At 61.7% G+C, this 17,205-nt stretch carries 15 protein-coding genes; 5 read left to right on the top strand and 10 right to left on the bottom strand.

Annotated elements, in window-relative coordinates; genetic code table 11:
• Positions 1-133 precede the first annotated feature (133 nt).
• The gene (locus LJE98_RS05735) at positions 134-700 is read left to right on the top strand and encodes a TetR/AcrR family transcriptional regulator (RefSeq protein WP_267498978.1); all 567 of its coding nucleotides are present in this window, start codon (positions 134-136) and stop codon (positions 698-700) included.
• A 33-nt stretch (positions 701-733) separates the two neighbouring features.
• Here the strand turns inward: LJE98_RS05735 and prmB are convergent, their stop codons facing one another.
• From prmB to LJE98_RS05710, 5 genes are all read right to left on the bottom strand, one after another.
• Positions 734-1,663: a 50S ribosomal protein L3 N(5)-glutamine methyltransferase gene (gene prmB / locus LJE98_RS05730; protein ID WP_229574085.1), complete on the bottom strand. Its 930-nt coding sequence runs from the start codon at positions 1,661-1,663 to the stop codon at positions 734-736.
• Between the two features lie 68 nt (positions 1,664-1,731).
• Entirely contained in the window at positions 1,732-2,457 is a 726-nt protein-coding gene (gene pth, locus LJE98_RS05725) for an aminoacyl-tRNA hydrolase (protein WP_229574084.1), read from the bottom strand.
• A gap of 78 nt (positions 2,458-2,535) precedes the next feature.
• Positions 2,536-3,276 (bottom strand): substrate-binding periplasmic protein, encoded by a 741-nt coding sequence (locus LJE98_RS05720; protein ID WP_229574082.1) that lies wholly within the window; start codon positions 3,274-3,276, stop codon positions 2,536-2,538.
• Between the two features lie 23 nt (positions 3,277-3,299).
• Positions 3,300-5,678, bottom strand: coding sequence for an EAL domain-containing protein (locus LJE98_RS05715; RefSeq protein ID WP_229574080.1), 2,379 nt, complete (start codon positions 5,676-5,678; stop codon positions 3,300-3,302).
• Positions 5,679-5,887: 209 nt separating this feature from the next.
• Positions 5,888-6,496: a 50S ribosomal protein L25/general stress protein Ctc gene (locus tag LJE98_RS05710; RefSeq protein WP_229574078.1), complete on the bottom strand. Its 609-nt coding sequence runs from the start codon at positions 6,494-6,496 to the stop codon at positions 5,888-5,890.
• Between the two features lie 294 nt (positions 6,497-6,790).
• On the opposite strand from LJE98_RS05710, the gene LJE98_RS05705 reads away from it, so the two are divergent.
• The 4 genes from LJE98_RS05705 (at position 6,791) to LJE98_RS05690 (ending at position 12,202) form a co-directional block, all read left to right on the top strand.
• The gene (locus LJE98_RS05705; protein ID WP_229574076.1) at positions 6,791-8,896 is read left to right on the top strand and encodes a putative bifunctional diguanylate cyclase/phosphodiesterase; all 2,106 of its coding nucleotides are present in this window, start codon (positions 6,791-6,793) and stop codon (positions 8,894-8,896) included.
• 145 nt (positions 8,897-9,041) lie between these two features.
• Positions 9,042-10,010: a helix-turn-helix domain-containing protein gene (locus tag LJE98_RS05700; protein ID WP_229574075.1), complete on the top strand. Its 969-nt coding sequence runs from the start codon at positions 9,042-9,044 to the stop codon at positions 10,008-10,010.
• 136 nt (positions 10,011-10,146) lie between these two features.
• The gene (gene adh, locus LJE98_RS05695; protein ID WP_229574073.1) at positions 10,147-11,661 is read left to right on the top strand and encodes an aldehyde dehydrogenase; all 1,515 of its coding nucleotides are present in this window, start codon (positions 10,147-10,149) and stop codon (positions 11,659-11,661) included.
• 166 nt (positions 11,662-11,827) lie between these two features.
• Positions 11,828-12,202, top strand: coding sequence for a DUF779 domain-containing protein (locus tag LJE98_RS05690; RefSeq protein ID WP_229574071.1), 375 nt, complete (start codon positions 11,828-11,830; stop codon positions 12,200-12,202).
• A 20-nt stretch (positions 12,203-12,222) separates the two neighbouring features.
• On the opposite strand, the gene LJE98_RS05685 is transcribed toward LJE98_RS05690, so the two are convergent.
• The 5 genes from LJE98_RS05685 to pgeF all read right to left on the bottom strand — a co-directional run bounded on the left by LJE98_RS05685 (position 12,223) and on the right by pgeF (position 17,160).
• Entirely contained in the window at positions 12,223-13,077 is an 855-nt protein-coding gene (locus tag LJE98_RS05685; protein ID WP_229574069.1) for a hypothetical protein, read from the bottom strand.
• Between the two features lie 148 nt (positions 13,078-13,225).
• Positions 13,226-14,158, bottom strand: a complete 933-nt coding sequence (locus LJE98_RS05680) for a ribose-phosphate pyrophosphokinase (RefSeq protein WP_229574068.1) — start codon at positions 14,156-14,158, stop codon at positions 13,226-13,228.
• A 151-nt stretch (positions 14,159-14,309) separates the two neighbouring features.
• Entirely contained in the window at positions 14,310-15,035 is a 726-nt protein-coding gene (locus tag LJE98_RS05675) for a hypothetical protein (RefSeq protein ID WP_229574933.1), read from the bottom strand.
• Between the two features lie 177 nt (positions 15,036-15,212).
• On the bottom strand, positions 15,213-16,364 hold the full coding sequence (locus tag LJE98_RS05670) for a M24 family metallopeptidase (protein WP_229574067.1): 1,152 nt from the start codon (positions 16,362-16,364) through the stop codon (positions 15,213-15,215).
• A gap of 1 nt (position 16,365) precedes the next feature.
• Positions 16,366-17,160 carry a peptidoglycan editing factor PgeF gene (gene pgeF, locus LJE98_RS05665; RefSeq protein ID WP_229574066.1) on the bottom strand — a complete coding sequence of 265 codons (795 nt, stop codon included), beginning with the start codon at positions 17,158-17,160 and terminating at the stop codon, positions 16,366-16,368.
• Positions 17,161-17,205: the final 45 nt, after the last annotated feature.

Genomic DNA, 17,205 nt, shown 5'->3' with positions numbered 1-17,205 from the left:
CGCTTGGCTGCGGGTCAAAGATTTCATATACGTTACGTATGTGGATCTACTCGCATACGGGACGTATGTCAAATTACATACGGTGTGTATGTGAAGCTCGGAGGATGGCGTGAGGCGTACACGATCGGAAAGCATGGAGGAAAATCGCGGCAAGCTGATCACGGCTGCGCGCAAGGCCTTTGCGGAGAAGGGCTTTGCGGATGCCTCCATGGATGCGCTGACGGCCGAGGCGGGGCTGACGCGCGGCGCGCTCTACCATAATTTCGGCGACAAGCGGGGGCTGTTTGCCGCCGTCGTCAACCAGATCGATGGCGATATGGCCCTGCGGGCCAAGCGGCGTGGGGCTGCGGCCGGCGAGGGGTGGGATGCGCTCCTGGCCGAAGGGGCGGCCTATATCGAGATGGCCCTCGATCCCGAGGTGCAGCGCATCGTGCTGCTCGACGGTCCGGCCGTGCTTGGGGATCCCTCGTTGTGGCCGAGCCAGAATTCCTGCCTCCAGGCGACCCGCCAGGCGGTCGAGGACCTGATGTCGCAAGGCGTGCTCAAGCCTGTCGATGCGGAAGCCGCTGCGCGGCTGATCAGCGGGGCGGCGCTGAATGCCGCCATGTGGGTTGCTGCCAGCGCCGAGCCGGAGAGCGTGCTCCCGCGGGCGCAGGAGGCGTTTCAGGCGCTCGCCGAGGGGCTTCTGGCGACACGGTGACGGTCGCCGGGAAAAGGCACCTCCTGCCTTCCCTCACTTGCCCTGCTTCGCCTTCACGCCCAGTGCTTCGGCGCTGATCCAGAACACTGCATCTTCCTCTTCCGTCGTCTCGACCCAGAGGAAGTCGAGATCTGGAAATTCGGCTTCGAGAATGTCGCGGCCACGGCCGATTTCGCAGAGCATGCCCCCGCCGGGGTTCAGGTGCTTCGGTGCTTCGGCAAGCAGCGTGCGCACGAGGTCGAGGCCGTCTTCGCCGCCGTCATGGGCCATGGCGGGTTCGGCACGGTATTCGGCCGGGAATTCCTGCATGGCCTCGTGATCGACATAGGGCGGATTGGTGATGATGAGATCGAACTTGCGGCCTGCTAGCGGCTTGAAGAGGTCGCCCTGGTGCAGCGTCAGCTGGTCTTCCAGACCATAGGCCTGGCGGTTCTTATCCGCGACTTGCAACGCATCGGCCGAGAGATCGACGGCGTCGATCGCAGCCAGGGGATAGAAGCGGGACGCGAGGATGGCGAGGCAGGCGGAGCCGGTGCAGATGTCGACGACGCTTTCGACGGCGAAGGGGTCGGGCAGGAAGGTCGAGCCGAATTCGCCGCCATATTCGTTGAACAGGATCTCGCCGATATGCGAGCGCGGTACGATCACGCGTTCGTCAACGAAGAAGCGCAGACCCTGGATGTAGGAGCGGCCGGTGAGATAGGCCGATGGCTTGCGGGTGGCGACACGCGTCTCGATGCGGTCTGCAAGCAAGCGGCGCTCGGCGGGCAGAAGTTTCGCGTCGAGGAAGGGATCGAGCGTGTCGATTGGCAGGTCGAGGCTGTCGAGCAGGAGGAAGGCGGCATCGTCGACGGCTGTGTGGGTGCCATGGCCGTAGCTCAGTTCCGCAGCGTTGAAGCGCGATATCGCGTAACGCCAGTAGTCGCGCAGGGTGACGAGGTCGGTGGAGATGTCGTGGCTCATGGCGGTCTTCCGGTCGTTTTGCGCGTGTGTCGGTTGCGGGCAGGGGAGGTGCCCTTGAAAACAGGGTGTCAGTCGCTCTTGGGGCCGAACATCTTTTTCAGCATCTCGGCCATGGGCCCCTTCTCGGGGAGCTTCTTCGGCTGATTGAAATTGCGGGCCTGATGGATATGGGACTGGGCAGGCTTCGGGCCTTTGGGCGCCTTTGCGGGCTTTTCTTCCTCGGCCTTGGCGCCGGTCGCCAGCGCCAGTTTGTTCATCAGCTGCGAGTCTTCACCGCGCACGAGCATCTCGGCATTGTCGGCGAGCGTTTCGAGCAGCGGATCCAGCCATTCGGCATCCACCTTGGCAAAGTCCCCGAGCACGTGGTTGTGGACCTTGGACTTGTCGCCGGGATGGCCGATGCCGAGGCGCAGGCGCCGGTAGTTCAGGCCGCAATGGGCGTCGAGCGACTTGATGCCGTTGTGGCCGCCATGGCCGCCGCCGGTCTTGATGCGGGCCTTGCCGGGCAGGAGGTCGAGTTCATCGTAGATGGCGATGAGGTTTTCGGGTGAAAGCTTGTAGAAGCGCATGGCCTCGCCGACGCTTTCGCCCGACAGGTTCATGAAGGTCTGCGGCTTGATCAGCATGACCTTCTCGCCGGCGAGCGTGCCTTCCGCGATTTCGGCCTTGAACTTCTTTGCCCATGGCGAAAAGCCGTGGCGGCGCTGGATCGCGTCGACAGCCATGAAGCCGATATTGTGCCGGTTCTTCTGATATTGCGCACCGGGATTGCCGAGGCCGGCCAGGATGATCATCGCCCGAGATCCGTCTTGATGTTCTTTGCCTTTCCCCATAGCGAAATGGCGCGAAAGTCAAGACTGATGTCGGCAGCTTCAGGGTTTGGCCGCGACCAGGCCGAAGTTCGTGTAGCGCAGATTGTATGTGTCGAAGATCTTGGCCTGGGTGCCGTCGGCGATCAGCTTGTCCAGTTCGCCCTGCATGCGGGCCAGCAGTTCCTGTGGAAAATTCGCGTTGCAGGCGATGGCAAATATCTGTTCCGAGAAGACGAATTGCGCTTCGAGTTCCTCACCCTTTTCCTGCAGCTCGATATAGTGCTGCTCGGAGATCGGCATGAGGTCGATGCGCTTGCTTTGCAGCTTCTTCAGGGTCAGTTTCAGGTCGGTGGCAAGGTCAATCTTCCGGAAGCCTTCGTTCTCCAGCAGCGTCTGGGTGTAGTCGTTGCGCTGGGTTCCGACGATGTAGCCCTTGGCCTCCTCGATGTTTCCGACCGTAATGCCGGATTTCCTGTGGGACACCATGAAATTTCGTCCGACGGCGACCGGCTCAACCCATTTGAACTTCTTGTCGCGTTCGGGGATGTGGGCGGCCGTGAAGACGCAGTGCATCGGCTCGGTTTCGGCGAGCGCTATGGCCCGGGCCCAGGGCATCATCTCGATGGTGTAGGGGATATTGATCTCCTTCATCATCAGAAGCAGCTGATCATAGCCGGCACCGACGATCTGGTCGCCCTCCCGGTAGTTATAGGGTGGGTAATCCTCGGTGGTGAAGTGGACGGTGTCTGCGGCAGCGACCGGGGCCGCCGCAAGTGAAAGCATGATGGCAAGGACTTTCATTGCTGATCCCTCTTCCGTTGATGTCAGCCGGCAGACGCCTTCTGCAGGCGTGCCCGATTGGCAGTGGCTTGTTCGATGAGTGCCGATAGCGGCTGCGGACGGGCGAAATGATAACCCTGGCCGTAATCGACGCCGAATTCTTCCAGGATGCGCCGTTGATCGTCGGTCTCGATGCCTTCGGCGACCACGGTGCATTCCATCTTGTGGGAGATCGCCGTGATGCCTTCGACGAGCATGCGGCTCTTGTGGCGCAGTTCTTCCTCGTCCTCGGTCAGCGAGCGGATGAAGGACTGGTCGATCTTGACGATGTCTACGGGAAACCGGTTCAGGTAGCTGAGCGACGAATAGCCCGTACCGAAATCGTCGAGCGCCAGGCGATAGCCGTAGCGGTTGAACTCGTCGAGGATCGTGCGGATCTGCGGATTGTCGTGCAGGAGCGTCGCTTCCGTGATCTCGATGACGATCCGGTGCGGTGCAATCTCGAACTGGGTGGTCAAGGCGGCGAGGCGAACCGGTAGCGACGGATCGAACTGCAGCGGCGAGAAATTGACGGCGAGATAGGCGTCCTGATCGCCGGTCGCTGCGCTGAGCTTTGCAAGGTTTGCCAGCGCCTTTTCCAGGACCTTGCCGCCGAGACGGCTGATCGCACCGTTCTCTTCCGCGACCCGGATCAGTTGGGCAGGCGGGATGATGCCACGCTCGGGGTGAACGAGACGCATCAGGGCTTCGTAGCCGACGGTCCGGCCGCTTCCGACTTCGACGATCGGCTGGAAGTAGGCGTCGAACCAGTCCTCTGCCAGACCCTCCTCGATGTCGTGCTCGATCTCGGCCCGGCGGCGGGTGTGGTCCTGAATATCGGAATTGTAGAGCTGGGCGCCGTTCTTGCCGTCGCGTTTCTTGCTATACATGGCCATGTCGGATTTCTGCAGCAGCTCGGCGGCATTGGCGGCATGGCTTGGGTAGAGAGCGATGCCGATGCTGGCGCTGAGGCGCACGGTCGAGCCGTCGATGGTCATCGGTTCGATGAAGATATCGCACAGTGTCCGGCTGATTTCCGTCGCGACGTCTTCGATCGCCGGGCCGCGCAGCAGCACGGCAAATTCATCGCCGCCGAGGCGGGCGGCAATCGCGCTTTCGGGAAGACGCAGGTTCATGCTTTCGACGAAACGACAGAGGACTATGTCACCGGCCTGGTGGCCGAGATTGTCGTTGATCCACTTGAAGCGGTCGAGGTCGACGAAAATGCAGGCGAGCTCCTCGCCGGCCTCGTCGGTTGCGGCAATCTCGTTGTCGAGGGCCGTCTCGAAGCCCTGGCGGTTGCGAAGCCCCGTCAGATGGTCGGTGATCGCCTGATGATGGTTGCGTTCCTCGGACTGTTTGAGAGCGGTCACGTCCGTCATGACGCTCAGGGACAGATCTTCCTTCGCGCCTTCGATCTTGCGGCTCGCCTCCGCGATCAGGACATCCATGATCGTGCCATTGGCACAGACGAACTGGGTCGTGGCTTCCAGGACATCGGCGATGGCGCACGTCTTCTTGCGTTCCTGATAGGCGGTCCGGGCGTCCTTCGGCACGAGTTCGACGAATTTTCGTCCGACGACCTGGTGGCGCTGATAGCCGGTGGCGAGCAGCCAGTATTCGCTGACGCCGGTGATCCGGTCTTCCTCGTCGAGGGAAAACAGCATGGCGGGCGTCGTGTTGTAGATGTCCGTCGAACGGCGGTGGGCGAGGCGGAGTTCGCCTTCCTCCTGCTCGAGTTTGATCTGCATGGCGTTGAAGCTGCGGGCCAGGCGCCCGATCTCGTCATTCGACTGCCAGTCGACATGGTGGCGGGAGCCGAGCCGGCGGGTTGCCTCGATTGCTGCCGTCAGCTTCAGGAGCGGCTTCATCACCATCAGGCGGTTGCCGATGATGGCGGAGCCCACGACGCCGATGACGGCCAGCATGAAGATGCCGATCAGCATGACCTCTGCCTGGCGCAGCGAGGAGAACATGTCGATCCGGCTGTAGTAGATGGTGATGGTGCCGACGTGTTTCGGCCCTTCGACGGCGCGGTAGTGGATCTCCCGCGTGATCGATTCCAGCCCGTTCTTCGACCATCTTGGCAGCGCCGGCATCGAGACCGAGATGCCGCCCGATATGTCCTTGACGTTGACCCTTGTGACAGGTCCGTTGGAGACGATCGTGGCGGTGATCTGCTCGACGCTTTCCTGATCGAAGTCCCAGAGCGGCTTGGCAAGCGCCTGGGCATTGGCGGCCAGCAGAATGTCGAGGTTCTGCTGCTGCTCGTTTGCGGCCCGTTCAGTCGCAAGCGACAGGAACAGCCCAAAGAGCGGCACGACCAATATGAAGATCGTAATGCCGACGATGGCGAGGAATCTGCTCTCGACCGATCGTGTCATTGCGCCTTGTGCTCCGCAGGGTTCGGGCTGTCCGACATTGTCTTCAACGGTCCCTCGCGTCTGGATTGAGCGCGCAGGCTTTCACAAAACCGTTTAAATCTGCCTAAAGCCGAATACTCGGAAACGAGGATTTCAGCGGAGCCTGTCCCGGAACGAGAAAACCCGCCTCCTTGCGGAGACGGGTTTCGAAATCAGAAGGGCGCGAAGGATCAGCCTTCGGTCGCTTCTTCGCTCTCGTCTTCGGCAACACCGGCAGCCGGCGCGACGATCGTGGCGATCGTGAAATCGCGATCGGCGATCACAGGCGTCACACCCTTCGGCAGCTGGACAGCCGAAATGTGGATCGCGTCACCGACCTTGAGGCCGGCGAGGTCAACGGTGATTGCTTCCGGGATGTCGGAAGCCGGGCAGTGCAGTTCAACTTCGTGACGAACGATGTTGAGAACGGCGCCGGTCTTGATGGCCGACTTCTCATCATTGATGAAGTGAACCGGTACCTGAACCGAAACCTGGCTGTTTGCCGAGACGCGCAGGAAGTCGATATGCATCGTGAAATCACGAACGACGTCGAGCTGGTAGTCCTTGGGCAGAACGCGGATCTTCTTGCCATCGAGATCGATGGTGGCAACCGTGGTCATGAAACCGCCGGCATGGATACGCTTGGTGACCTCGTTCGTGTTGATCGAGATCGCAATCGGGGCCTGCTTGTCACCATAGATGACAGCCGGGATGAGACCGTTGCGGCGAAGTTCGCGGGAGGACCCCTTACCTACCCGTTCGCGTGCTACGGCCTTGAGCTCGTAAGAAGCGTGGCTCATGGCTTTACCTTTCAAGTTACTGGAGAGCCCTGGCGGCTTCTATGCCATGCCAGAACCGGAGACCGTTTCCGGTCCCATCCACATTGCCTCCAAGGGTGTCTGTGCGGATCGGGCGCCTATAGACCAGATGTGGCGGAATGGCAAGGTTCTCGCGGGGAAAGCCAATAATAACGCGTTCGTGATCCCGTTTGGTCGGAACCGCGCCCGGGATCGGATTTGGTAACCATGCCCGGTGAGCATTTAGCAATTGACTATTGTTATGTTTTATTTCTCCGATTCAACTGGTTTTCACTCATGCTCGCAGTACTTTCCTGCATCGCCATCGATCACAATCCGCTCTCACTCATCGGAGCGGTTGTCGTTTGCGTCCTTGGTTCCTTCTTGACGATGCGGCTGTTCAGCCGCATGCGCAACACAAGGGGCGCCATGCGTGCGAGCTGGACGGCGCTCACCGCGATCATTGGCGGGTCGGCGATCTGGACGACGCATTTCGTGGCCATGATGGGTTATGATACGGCTGTGCTCACCGGCTACGAGCCGACTGCGACGCTCCTGTCTCTTGTGCTGGCCATCGCGGTGACCGGGGCCGGGCTTTCGATTGCCACTGCCACCCAGCGGAGCCTGCTGATCGAAGCGGGTGGTGCGATCGTCGGTGCGGGCATCGCCTCCATGCATTATATCGGCATGTCCGGCTATGAGGTGCAGGGGCATCTGGAGTGGGACAATAGCTATGTTGCGGCGTCTCTGCTGGCTGCTGGCCTGTTCGGCGCGATGGCGACGAGTCGTGTTGCGCGTCCCGTGACCCGCTTTTGCCGCTACGGCGGCGGCCTGGCACTCGTCCTCGCCATTGCGTCGACCCATTTCATCGGCATGACAGCGTTGACCGTCGTGCCGAATTCCGCCGCCTCAATGCCCGCGAACATGCTGCCCGAGAGTGTGATGACGGTCGTCCTCATGTTCGTCACGCTGCTGATTCTGGCGATCGGAGCGATGACCTATGTGATCGATCGCCAGTCGAACAAGTCGGCGGTCGAACGTTACCGCCAGCTCTCGCTGCATGACGCACTGACCGGCCTGCCGAATCGGGCCGCTTTTCTCGAGCGGGTCGGGCATGTCATGGAAACGCCGACGGCGCGGAATGAACGCATCTATGTCTTCTCCTTCGACCTGGACCGGTTCAAGGAGATCAATGATGTGCACGGACATGCGGCGGGTGATCACGTTCTGCGGGTCGTCGCCGAGCGCATGACCCGGAATCTGCGGTCGGGTGAGTTCGTCGCGCGTATCGGCGGAGACGAATTCATCGCCGTCAGCCCTCGCATCTTCACGGCGGCCGAGGCCGAGAACTTCGCTCGCGCGATCATTACCGAGATCAATGCCTCGATCGAATGGCAGGGGCTGACGCTCTCGGTCGGCACCAGCATTGGCGTCACGGTCTATCCCGATGCCGCAGAAGATGTCGACGACCTGCTGGCTCAGGCCGATATCGCCATGTACAGGGCAAAGGCCACGGGATCCAACAATATCTGTTTCTACGACAAGTCGATGGACCAGGCCGCGCGCGAGCGCAGCGCGCTCGCCATGGATATGCGCACAGGTCTGCAGCGCGGCGAGTTCCAGCTCTATTTCCAGAAGCAGAACAATACCAAGTCCGGCGAGGTGATCGGGTTCGAGGTTCTCCTGCGCTGGCTCCATCCTCGGCGCGGCATGGTCTCGCCGGTCGAGTTCATCCCGATTGCGGAGCGCACGGGCTTCATCATGGAGTTGGGGGACTGGGTGCTGCGGCAAGCCTGTGTGGAGGCGGTCAAATGGGGCAATCCGCTCAAGATCGCCGTCAATGTCGCGCCGAAACAGCTCGCCAATGCCAATTTTCCGCAGCGGGTCCGCGAAATTCTTGCCGAAACCGGTCTTGATCCGGCACGGCTCGAACTCGAGATCACCGAGTCCGGCATCATCGTCGACCAGCAGCATGCACTTTTGATCATCCGGCAGCTCAAGGCGATCGGTGTGAAGATTGCCATGGACGACTATGGCACCGGCTATTCCTCGCTCTCCACGCTGCAGCTTTTCCCCTTCGACAAGATCAAGATCGACCGCGGTTTCATCGACAATGTCGCCGACAACCGGCAGTCGGCCGCGATCGTGCGCTCGACGCTCATTCTCGCGCAGAGCCTCGATATTCCGGTTCTCGCGGAAGGCGTGGAGAATGCAGAGCATCTGCGCTTCCTTCAGGACGAGGGCTGCGAGCAGGTGCAGGGCTATTTCTATGGCAGACCCCAGCCCTTGTCGGAGATTCAGGATATCGTCAATCCGCCTCCAGCGGCCGCCAAGGTCGGGCTCGAAGCCAGCGCGGATGCCGGGCAGATTTCCGAAGGCAAGCCGGGCGATCTCGCCGCCTGAGTGGCGGCAGTATCTGCCAGGCGAACTGTCGCAGAACTGCGCCACTTTCCTGCGCGAATCGAGCGGCTGTCTTTTGCCGCTGGATTGAGCGATTGCCACGGTCGGCGGAAGGCGCATACTGGCGGATGTGCTTTGGGAGGAGCCGATGCGACAGGAAATCCGCCATTCTGATCTCGTCTATTCGACGGCGCAGAAGGCTTCGGCTGCCGTGACGTCACCCGTTGCTGCATCGTGGAGCCGCTGCCTCAACCTTTACCGCCTGCAGCCAGAAGAGGCGCGCAAGCCGATGCAGGTTGACGACGCAGCCTTTCGGGAAGCGCATGCGCGCATGGAGCGCCTGATCGGCAGTTCTGCAGACGAGGTCGATCGACTTTACCAGATGATCGGACGATCCGGCTGCTGCATCATTCTCGCCGATGCCGACGGCATTGTCGTCGACCGTCGTGGAGCACCCGGCGATGATGTGGAATTCCGGGCACTCGGGCTCTGGCAACAGACGATGTGGAGCGAACCGAGCGTCGGGACCAATGGTATCGGTACGGCACTCGCCGACGAACGTGCCGTCGTCATCCATCGCGACCAGCATTTCATGAGCGCCAATATCGGGCTTTCCTGCGCAACGGCGCCTATCCGCGACCATCTCGGTCGGGTGGCGGCCGCACTGGATGTCTCCACTTGCCGCAATGACGTTTCGGACATGACACTCGCCGTATTGTCCCAGGCCGTCCGCGATGCGGCCGCGCGCGTCGAGGCGAACCTCTTCCGTCAGGCCTTTGCCGGCGCGCGGATCGTGGTCGTGCCGCAGGCGAATTCCTTCTCCGCCCTGATTGCCGTCGACGGAGACGATCTCATTCTCGGTGCAACCAAAGCTGCGCGGGTGGCGCTGAAACTCGATGACGTCATCATCGCTCAGGGGCTGCCGGCCACCGACGCGCTGCGCGAAACACGTGGCGAGCGGCGTGGAGAGGGCATGTCCGACCTGGAGGATGCAGAGCGAGCGGCGCTTCGGCGCGTGTTGTCGCGCACGAGTGGCAATGTCTCGCAGGCGGCCCAGATGCTCGGCATCAGTCGCGCCACACTTCACCGGAAGATGAAGCGCTTCCAGTTGCAGTAAGGAGGCGGCAGTGTGTCGCATTCCTGAAACACTGTGCACTGCAGCACTGTGTCCCATGGCTTCAAACGCAAGCTGAACACTGTGATCATCCTGTTATGGGAGCCCGGGAGGGGCTCCTGCACAGGGAGGATGACAGATGAATATTCAGGTTCAGGCCATTGCTGCTTCGCCGTTCAAGCTGAAATACGGAAACTTCATCGGCGGGGAGTTCCGCGAGCCGGTCAATGGTCGTTATTTCGAAAACACCACGCCGGTGACGGGTGGCAAGCTCTGCGACATCGCGAGGTCCGACGAGCATGACATCAATCTTGCGCTCGACGCTGCTCATGCCGCGAAAGACAAGTGGGGCCGCACATCGACCACCGAGCGCTCCAACATCCTGATGAAGATCGCCCAGCGGATGGAGGACAATCTCGAACTGCTCGCCCGGGCAGAGACCTTAGATAACGGCAAGCCGCTGCGCGAAACAATGGCGGCGGACATTCCGCTCGCCATCGACCACTTCCGCTATTTCGCATCCTGCATCCGCGCGCAGGAAGGAACGATCGGTGAGGTCGACCACGAGACGATCGCCTATCATTTCCATGAGCCGCTTGGCGTCGTCGGCCAGATCATTCCGTGGAATTTTCCGATCCTGATGGCGGCCTGGAAGATGGCACCGGCGCTGGCTGCCGGAAACTGCGTCGTGCTGAAGCCGGCCGAACAGACGCCGGCGTCCATCCTCGTCTGGATCGAGCTGGTCGGCGATCTGCTGCCGCCGGGCGTGCTCAACATCGTCAACGGTTTCGGGCTTGAAGCCGGCAAGCCGCTTGCGACGAGCCCGCGCATCGCCAAGATCGCCTTTACCGGCGAGACTTCGACCGGTCGCCTCATCATGCAGTATGCCAGTCAGAACCTGATCCCGGTGACGCTGGAGCTCGGCGGCAAGTCGCCGAATATCTTCTTCGAAGACGTCATGCGCGAGGATGACGACTATCTCGACAAGGCGCTGGAAGGCTTCGCGATGTTTGCGCTCAATCAGGGCGAAGTCTGCACCTGCCCAAGCCGCGCACTGGTGCATGAGAAGATCTATGATCGTTTCATGGAAAAGGCGATCAAGCGGGTTGCCGCAATCCGACAGGGTGACCCGCTCGACATGTCGACGATGATCGGCGCGCAAGCCTCTTCCGAACAGTTGGAGAAAATCCTGTCCTATTTGGACATCGGTCGTCAGGAAGGTGCCGAAGTGCTGATCGGTGGCGAGCGCAACAACCTCCCGGGCGATCTGGCGGGTGGCTATTACGTCAAGCCGACGGTGTTCAAGGGCCACAACAAGATGCGAGTGTTCCAGGAAGAGATTTTTGGACCCGTGGTTTCGGTCACGACCTTCAAGGATGAGGCGGAAGCGGTGGAGATCGCCAATGACACGCTCTACGGCCTTGGTGCTGGCGTGTGGAGCCGCGACGCAAACACCTGCTACAATTTCGGCCGCAACATCCAGGCCGGGCGGGTGTGGACCAATTGCTACCATGCCTATCCGGCGCATGCGGCCTTCGGGGGCTACAAGCAGTCCGGCATTGGCCGCGAGACGCACAAGATGATGCTCGACCATTACCAGCAGACCAAGAACATGCTGGTGAGCTACAGCCCGAAGGCCCTCGGCTTCTTCTAAACCCGCCGATTTTCGCGTCTGGAGGGGCTGCAAACGGCCATGTTCTGCGCTTCCGGTGCTCGCGTACCTTCTGTGCGCGCCGCTCCGGTTCTCGAACACAACCGTTTTCGCCTCCTCCAGCCACGAATTTCGACGGGTTGGGGGAGCTGGCAGTGGGAGAATGGCAATGAAGACCGACACAGGTGAACCGCGGGTGGCCGCCACCGATGCCGCACTCGCATTTCTCGCCGAAATCCGGAAAGACCATCCCGACATACTGTTCCACCAGTCCGGCGGATGCTGCGACGGGTCGTCGCCGATGTGTTACCCGGCGAGCGAATACCGCGTCGGCGAGACGGATGTGAAGCTGGGCGAGATCGGTGGCGTACCCTTCTATATCAGCGGCAGCCAGTATGCCGTCTGGGCGCACACGCAATTGATCATCGACGTCGTGCCGGGGCGAGGGGGTATGTTCTCACTCGACAACGGGCGTGAGCGGCGCTTTCTCACGCGATCCAGGCTGTTTTCCGGTGGCGGGGCCTGCCCGCTGCCGCTTGTGTAGCACTGATCGCGCTATCAGGGTCAGCGCAGACCGACCACCTCGCAGGCGGCGTCGATGAAGGCGAGCTTGACGGCTTGTGTCGTCAGGTATTCGCTGAGGAATTCGCGAGATATCCACATGGTGGACCGGCCTCGATTGCCTTCCCAGCCGATGCTGCCGAGCGCTTCTGCCTCCCGCAGCTTGCGGGTGAGGTGGGTGCGCGACAGCCGGAAATTCTCGGCGAGTTCAGGGACGGAGCGGACCTGGGTCGGAATGCGTTCGACCGAGGGGGCCACCGGCTCGACGCCGACCATCAGCCAGTCCATGACGATCCCGCCATTGTTGAGCCAGGTGAAGAGCGACCAGGTCTGTGAGGGGGTGCGAAACTCGGGCGATACCAGAGCGCGGCGTGTGATCTCGGGATGGAGGCGCGCCATGATCGCCTCGTTGGCCTCGAAGGCGTCGAGCCGATGGCCGCCATCGAGCCGGTCGAGGCTCGTCAGATGGATAAAGGTCCAGTGGCGGGTCGCCGCGATGGCGATCGGAGTCGGGACAAAGGGACGGTTGCGACGATCGGCCGTCTGGCTTTGCTGGCCAATGCCATAGACCAGCATTTCCTTGATGAAGGCATCTGCCGTGTTGACCGAGGAAAGGCCGAGCGTCTTCACCTGCTCGAGGTAGCGTGCCATCAGGACGACGGGATCCGGATTGCCGCGTGCAACTTCCTGAAAATATTGCGCCATCGCGAGATGGCCGAGCAACCAGCGTTGCTGGGTTCCGAAAACCGCAGCGAGCCTGGGGCTCTGGTCGTTGACGCGAAGCAGGGCCCGGGACTGGTCCCGAACCGTTTCATGGAAGTCTGGATTGCTCAGCAGCTGTTCAACCAAGAGAGGCATTAATTCACGCGCAAAAGGGCCGGTCAGCGGTTCTGAAATGGAGTATTGCGCGGGAAGCTGTATGCAAAGCACAGCCAGAGTGCAAGCGATTGTGATATCGCTCACATTGATTTTTCGATCGTAATCTCAAGACGTGAAAGAGGCCGCCTCAATCGAAGAGGCTGGAGACCGATTCTTCCTGACTCGTCCGGTTGATCGCCTCGCCAAGCAGGTTTGCGGTCGACAGCACGCGGATGTTGGGGGCGGAGAGAACAGCCGTCGTTGGCTGGATCGAATCCGTTATCACCAGTTCCCGCAATCTCGACGATGCGACACGGGTCACCGCGCCGCCCGAGAGAACGCCGTGGGTGATGTAGGCCGTCACACTGGTCGCGCCGTTCTTCAGCAGGGCATCGGCTGCATTGCAGAGCGTGCCGCCGGAATCGACGATGTCGTCGATCAGGATGCAGTCCTTGCCCGAGACGTCGCCGATGACGTTCATGACTTCGGATTCACCTGGCCGGTCACGGCGCTTGTCGACGATGGCGAGCAGACAGTCGAGACGCTTGGCGAGCGAGCGGGCGCGCACGACGCCGCCGACGTCAGGCGAGACCACCATGACATTGTTGGTGTCGTAGCGTTCCTTCACGTCGTTGGCGAGCAACGGCACGGCATAAAGGTTGTCCGTGGGGATATCGAAGAAGCCCTGGATCTGACCTGCATGCAGGTCGAGCGTCAAAACTCGGTCTGCACCCGCCTCGGTGATCAGGTTGGCGACCAGCTTGGCCGAGATCGGCGTGCGGGGGCCTGCCTTTCGGTCCTGGCGGGCATAGCCGAAATAGGGCAGGACCGCCGTGATGCGGCGTGCCGAGGATCGACGGAAGGCGTCGATCATGATCAGCAGTTCCATCAGATGGTCGTTCGTCGGAAAGGACGTCGCCTGAACGACGAAGACGTCTTCACCACGCACGTTTTCCTGGATCTCTACGAAGATTTCCTGGTCTGCGAAACGGCGGACGCTGGCCTTGCCGAGTGGTACATTGAGATAGGAGCAGATCGTTTCGGCCAATTGCCGGTTCGAATTACCTGCGAAAACCTTCATCTTGGCCCGCCTGTTACCATGCTGAGATGCGGGCTTTTTAGCGCCCTTGCCCCTGAATGCAAGAGCTTTGGACAGTTAGGCCCATATTTTCGGTTGATGCGTCAAATGGGGCGCAGGATTTGCGGTTTCAGCGGTCGCCAATCGGTGGGCGTCAGCCGGCGCGACTGTTCCGCCATGATACATATTCGGCCATGCTTTTGGTGGCAATCTGCTGCATGACCGAGGCCGGGACGGCCGCCCATGGGTCCTGCGCGCCGGAGGCGACCACCTCCTGGCCCTGGATCCGGTGCAGGCGTCCGCCACTCGCGTCGAGTATGTCCCAGACATAGGTGATGGTGACATTGCCGCTGTCGGAGAAGGCCGAGAAGTAGCCCTTCAGGATATGTTCGCTGGAAGCGTCGCTCGCGCTCTTGATGGTGAGGCCTCGGGCGCGGGCCTCCGCACCGAGCTGGCGGGAGAGGGGCGTCACGGCCTGAACCGGCGCACCGATGATCGGCAGGAAGCGGACGCTGCCGGTCGCCTGTGCAGCCGGGGGAAGGGCCGCCTGCTGGCTTTGGGCTGCCGGCGGGGAGGTCTGGCGAGCCGGCTGTTGCGGCGCGCTCGGGAAGGCCTGGCTGCCTGCGCCATCAAGCGGCGTGGACGCGGCCGGATTGCGTCCGCCCTGCGCGAGCGCCACAGCCTGGGCCTCCAGCGAGTTCTGCGGGCCGCGGAGCGGCTCTGCATAGGCGCCAGACTGGCCGAGCGGCGCGCTCTGCACAGCCTGGCCGCCCCCGGCAGGGGCAGCGAGCTGCTGGGAGTAGGGGGAAGGCTGGCTGCCATCGCCGACATCTGCGGGTGGCGTCAGGACGTCGGTGCTGTTGCAACCGGTAAGCAGCATCAGCAAGCCGATGGCTGCGGCGCGGCTCCTGGATCCTTTATGGGAATGTTTCACCACGGCGGGTCCTTCCCTTTCACTCCTGTCACAATTAATGGGCCTAGCATGCTTTGCCTGTCAATTCCCTGAATGGACAGGCAAAACCGCGTTACTGCAACGCAGACTGCCTGATGCGCCAGCTCACAGGTTGATCAGGTCGAGCGGGTGGCGCGACAGGGCGCGGGGTGCCGTCTCCGTGGTCAGATAGGTATGACCCACGGTCATTGCCGTTTCCCGATCGCTGTCCATGATGATCATATGCACGAAGAGCGTCATGTCGGCCGCGATCACCTCGGGATTGCCGGCGTGGAACATCTGGTGCTCCATCCAGGAAGGGGCGAAACGGGCGCCGACCGAGTAACCGCAAGCATTGAAGCGGTGCCGGGTCAGGCCACGGTCGTCCATGATCTTGGCATGGGCGTCGAAGACCTCGCCGAAGGTGTGGCCGGGGCGGAGCACGTGCTCGATCGCCCTCATGCCATCGAGGGCTGCCGTATGCAGTTCCCGGTGCCGTGCCGTCGGGTTGCCCACAAGCACGGTGCGCAGCATCGGCGCATGGTAGTGGGCCGAGACGCCGGCCCATTCGATCGTGAGCTGATCCGTCTGCGACAGTCGACGCCGGCCGGACTTGTAACGGCAAAGCAATGCATCGGCGGCCGAGCCGATGACGAAGGGATTGGCGGAATAGTCGCCTCCGCCGGCCAGAACCGCGGATTGCATTGCGGCCAGGATTTCCGCCTCGTCGGCATCGGGCCCGATCAGGGGCAGGGCGGCATCGTAGGCGAGGTCAGCCAGTTCGGCGGCATGAGTGACCTTGGCGATCTCGGCCGGGGATTTCACCAGCCGCAGGGTGCTGACGAGATAGGACGCGTCCATTACCTGGCAGAAATTGGTGAGTTGGTTGTCGACGAGGCGCGCGACGCGGCCGGTCATGCCATGGGTGTCATATTCGACGCCGACTCGCATGCCCAGGAGATCGAGATCGCTGAGCAGGTTCCTCAGGTCGACAGCGGGGTCTGCGTTCAAGCGGTCGACCCAGACAACAATATTCTCGATCGTCGATGTCTGCTTTGCCTGGCGCAGGTCTGGTGTGCGGGTGAGTAGCGTCAGCGTTCCGTCTGCCTTGACCACCAGGGTCTGGAAGAAGCAGTAGCCGAAGCTGTCGAAACCGGTGAGCCAGTACATGCTTTCCTGCGCGAAGAGCAGCAGGGCATCAAGTTTCTCCTCGGCCATGCGCGCCATCAGGCGGGCGCGACGGGCGGAAAACTCGCTTTCGGTGAAGTGCAAGGCCATCTCAGTCCTCCATCATCGCAATCGCGGAAATCTGGCGCCCATAATCGGGTTCTCCCGCATGGGTGGTCCGGCGATAGGAAAAGAACGTTTCAGGAGCCGCATAGGTGCATATGCCGATGCTGTCGGCCCTCACGCCGGCGCGGTTCAGGCGCCTGACTGTCAGGCCCGGCAGATCAAACATGGCATGACCTGGCTTGGCGGACGGTATGAAGAAAGCCTCAAAGTCGCGGTCGGTTGCAATGAAACGATCGACGAATTCGGGGCCGACCTCGTAACTCGCCTGGGAGATCGAGGGCCCAAGCGTGGCGCGGATCTTGTCGCGTTGCGCGCCGAGCGCAATCATGGCCTCGATCGTGTTTTCCAGCACACCAGCAAGTGCACCTTTCCAGCCGGCATGAGCGGCACCGATCACCCGGTTTTCCGGATCGGCAAAAAGGATCGGGCCGCAATCTGCCGTCAGCACGCCGAGGACCACGCCGGGGCTCGCAGTCACCTGGGCATCGGCCTGGGGGCGGCTTCCATCGTATTCGGCGGTCACCACCACGACGTCGGGCGAATGGACCTGGTGTGCCGTGGCGAGGCGGTCCGGCGGCAGGCCGAACCAGGCGCTGACGCGGCGGCGGTTTTCGCGGACTTTCTCCGGATCGTCGTTCGAGCCGAGGCCGACATTCAGGCCGCGGTAAATCCCTTCGGAGACGCCGCCGTCGCGGGTGAAGAAGCCATGGCGGATGCCGGCTGCAAATGCGGTGTCCAGACTCTCGGCGGTGATGGGGCGTGGCTGGTCGGCTGTGCTCATGATCTGTCTCCTGAGCCTTGGCAAATCACGCTCATGCGATGCGGA

Origin of the sequence: Rhizobium sp. 'Codium 1', from assembly GCF_020889605.1 — a bacterium.
In the GTDB taxonomy this organism is placed as follows: domain Bacteria; phylum Pseudomonadota; class Alphaproteobacteria; order Rhizobiales; family Rhizobiaceae; genus Allorhizobium; species Allorhizobium algae.
This window is presented reverse-complemented; position numbering and strand designations above follow the sequence as displayed.

Coding starts and splice junctions, on each gene's coding strand:
- LJE98_RS05670 (WP_229574067.1), bottom strand. CDS start 16,364: ATGGCCTTGCACTTCACCGAAAGCGAGTTTTCCGCCCGTCGCGCCCGC.
- adh (WP_229574073.1), top strand. CDS start 10,147: ATGAATATTCAGGTTCAGGCCATTGCTGCTTCGCCGTTCAAGCTGAAA.
- LJE98_RS05675 (WP_229574933.1), bottom strand. CDS start 15,035: ATGCTGCTTACCGGTTGCAACAGCACCGACGTCCTGACGCCACCCGCA.
- LJE98_RS05700 (WP_229574075.1), top strand. CDS start 9,042: ATGCGACAGGAAATCCGCCATTCTGATCTCGTCTATTCGACGGCGCAG.
- LJE98_RS05720 (WP_229574082.1), bottom strand. CDS start 3,276: ATGAAAGTCCTTGCCATCATGCTTTCACTTGCGGCGGCCCCGGTCGCT.
- LJE98_RS05705 (WP_229574076.1), top strand. CDS start 6,791: ATGCTCGCAGTACTTTCCTGCATCGCCATCGATCACAATCCGCTCTCA.
- LJE98_RS05710 (WP_229574078.1), bottom strand. CDS start 6,496: ATGAGCCACGCTTCTTACGAGCTCAAGGCCGTAGCACGCGAACGGGTA.
- pgeF (WP_229574066.1), bottom strand. CDS start 17,160: ATGAGCACAGCCGACCAGCCACGCCCCATCACCGCCGAGAGTCTGGAC.
- pth (WP_229574084.1), bottom strand. CDS start 2,457: ATGATCATCCTGGCCGGCCTCGGCAATCCCGGTGCGCAATATCAGAAG.
- LJE98_RS05680 (WP_229574068.1), bottom strand. CDS start 14,158: ATGAAGGTTTTCGCAGGTAATTCGAACCGGCAATTGGCCGAAACGATC.
- LJE98_RS05715 (WP_229574080.1), bottom strand. CDS start 5,678: ATGACACGATCGGTCGAGAGCAGATTCCTCGCCATCGTCGGCATTACG.
- LJE98_RS05690 (WP_229574071.1), top strand. CDS start 11,828: ATGAAGACCGACACAGGTGAACCGCGGGTGGCCGCCACCGATGCCGCA.
- prmB (WP_229574085.1), bottom strand. CDS start 1,663: ATGAGCCACGACATCTCCACCGACCTCGTCACCCTGCGCGACTACTGG.
- LJE98_RS05735 (WP_267498978.1), top strand. CDS start 134: ATGGAGGAAAATCGCGGCAAGCTGATCACGGCTGCGCGCAAGGCCTTT.
- LJE98_RS05685 (WP_229574069.1), bottom strand. CDS start 13,077: ATGCCTCTCTTGGTTGAACAGCTGCTGAGCAATCCAGACTTCCATGAA.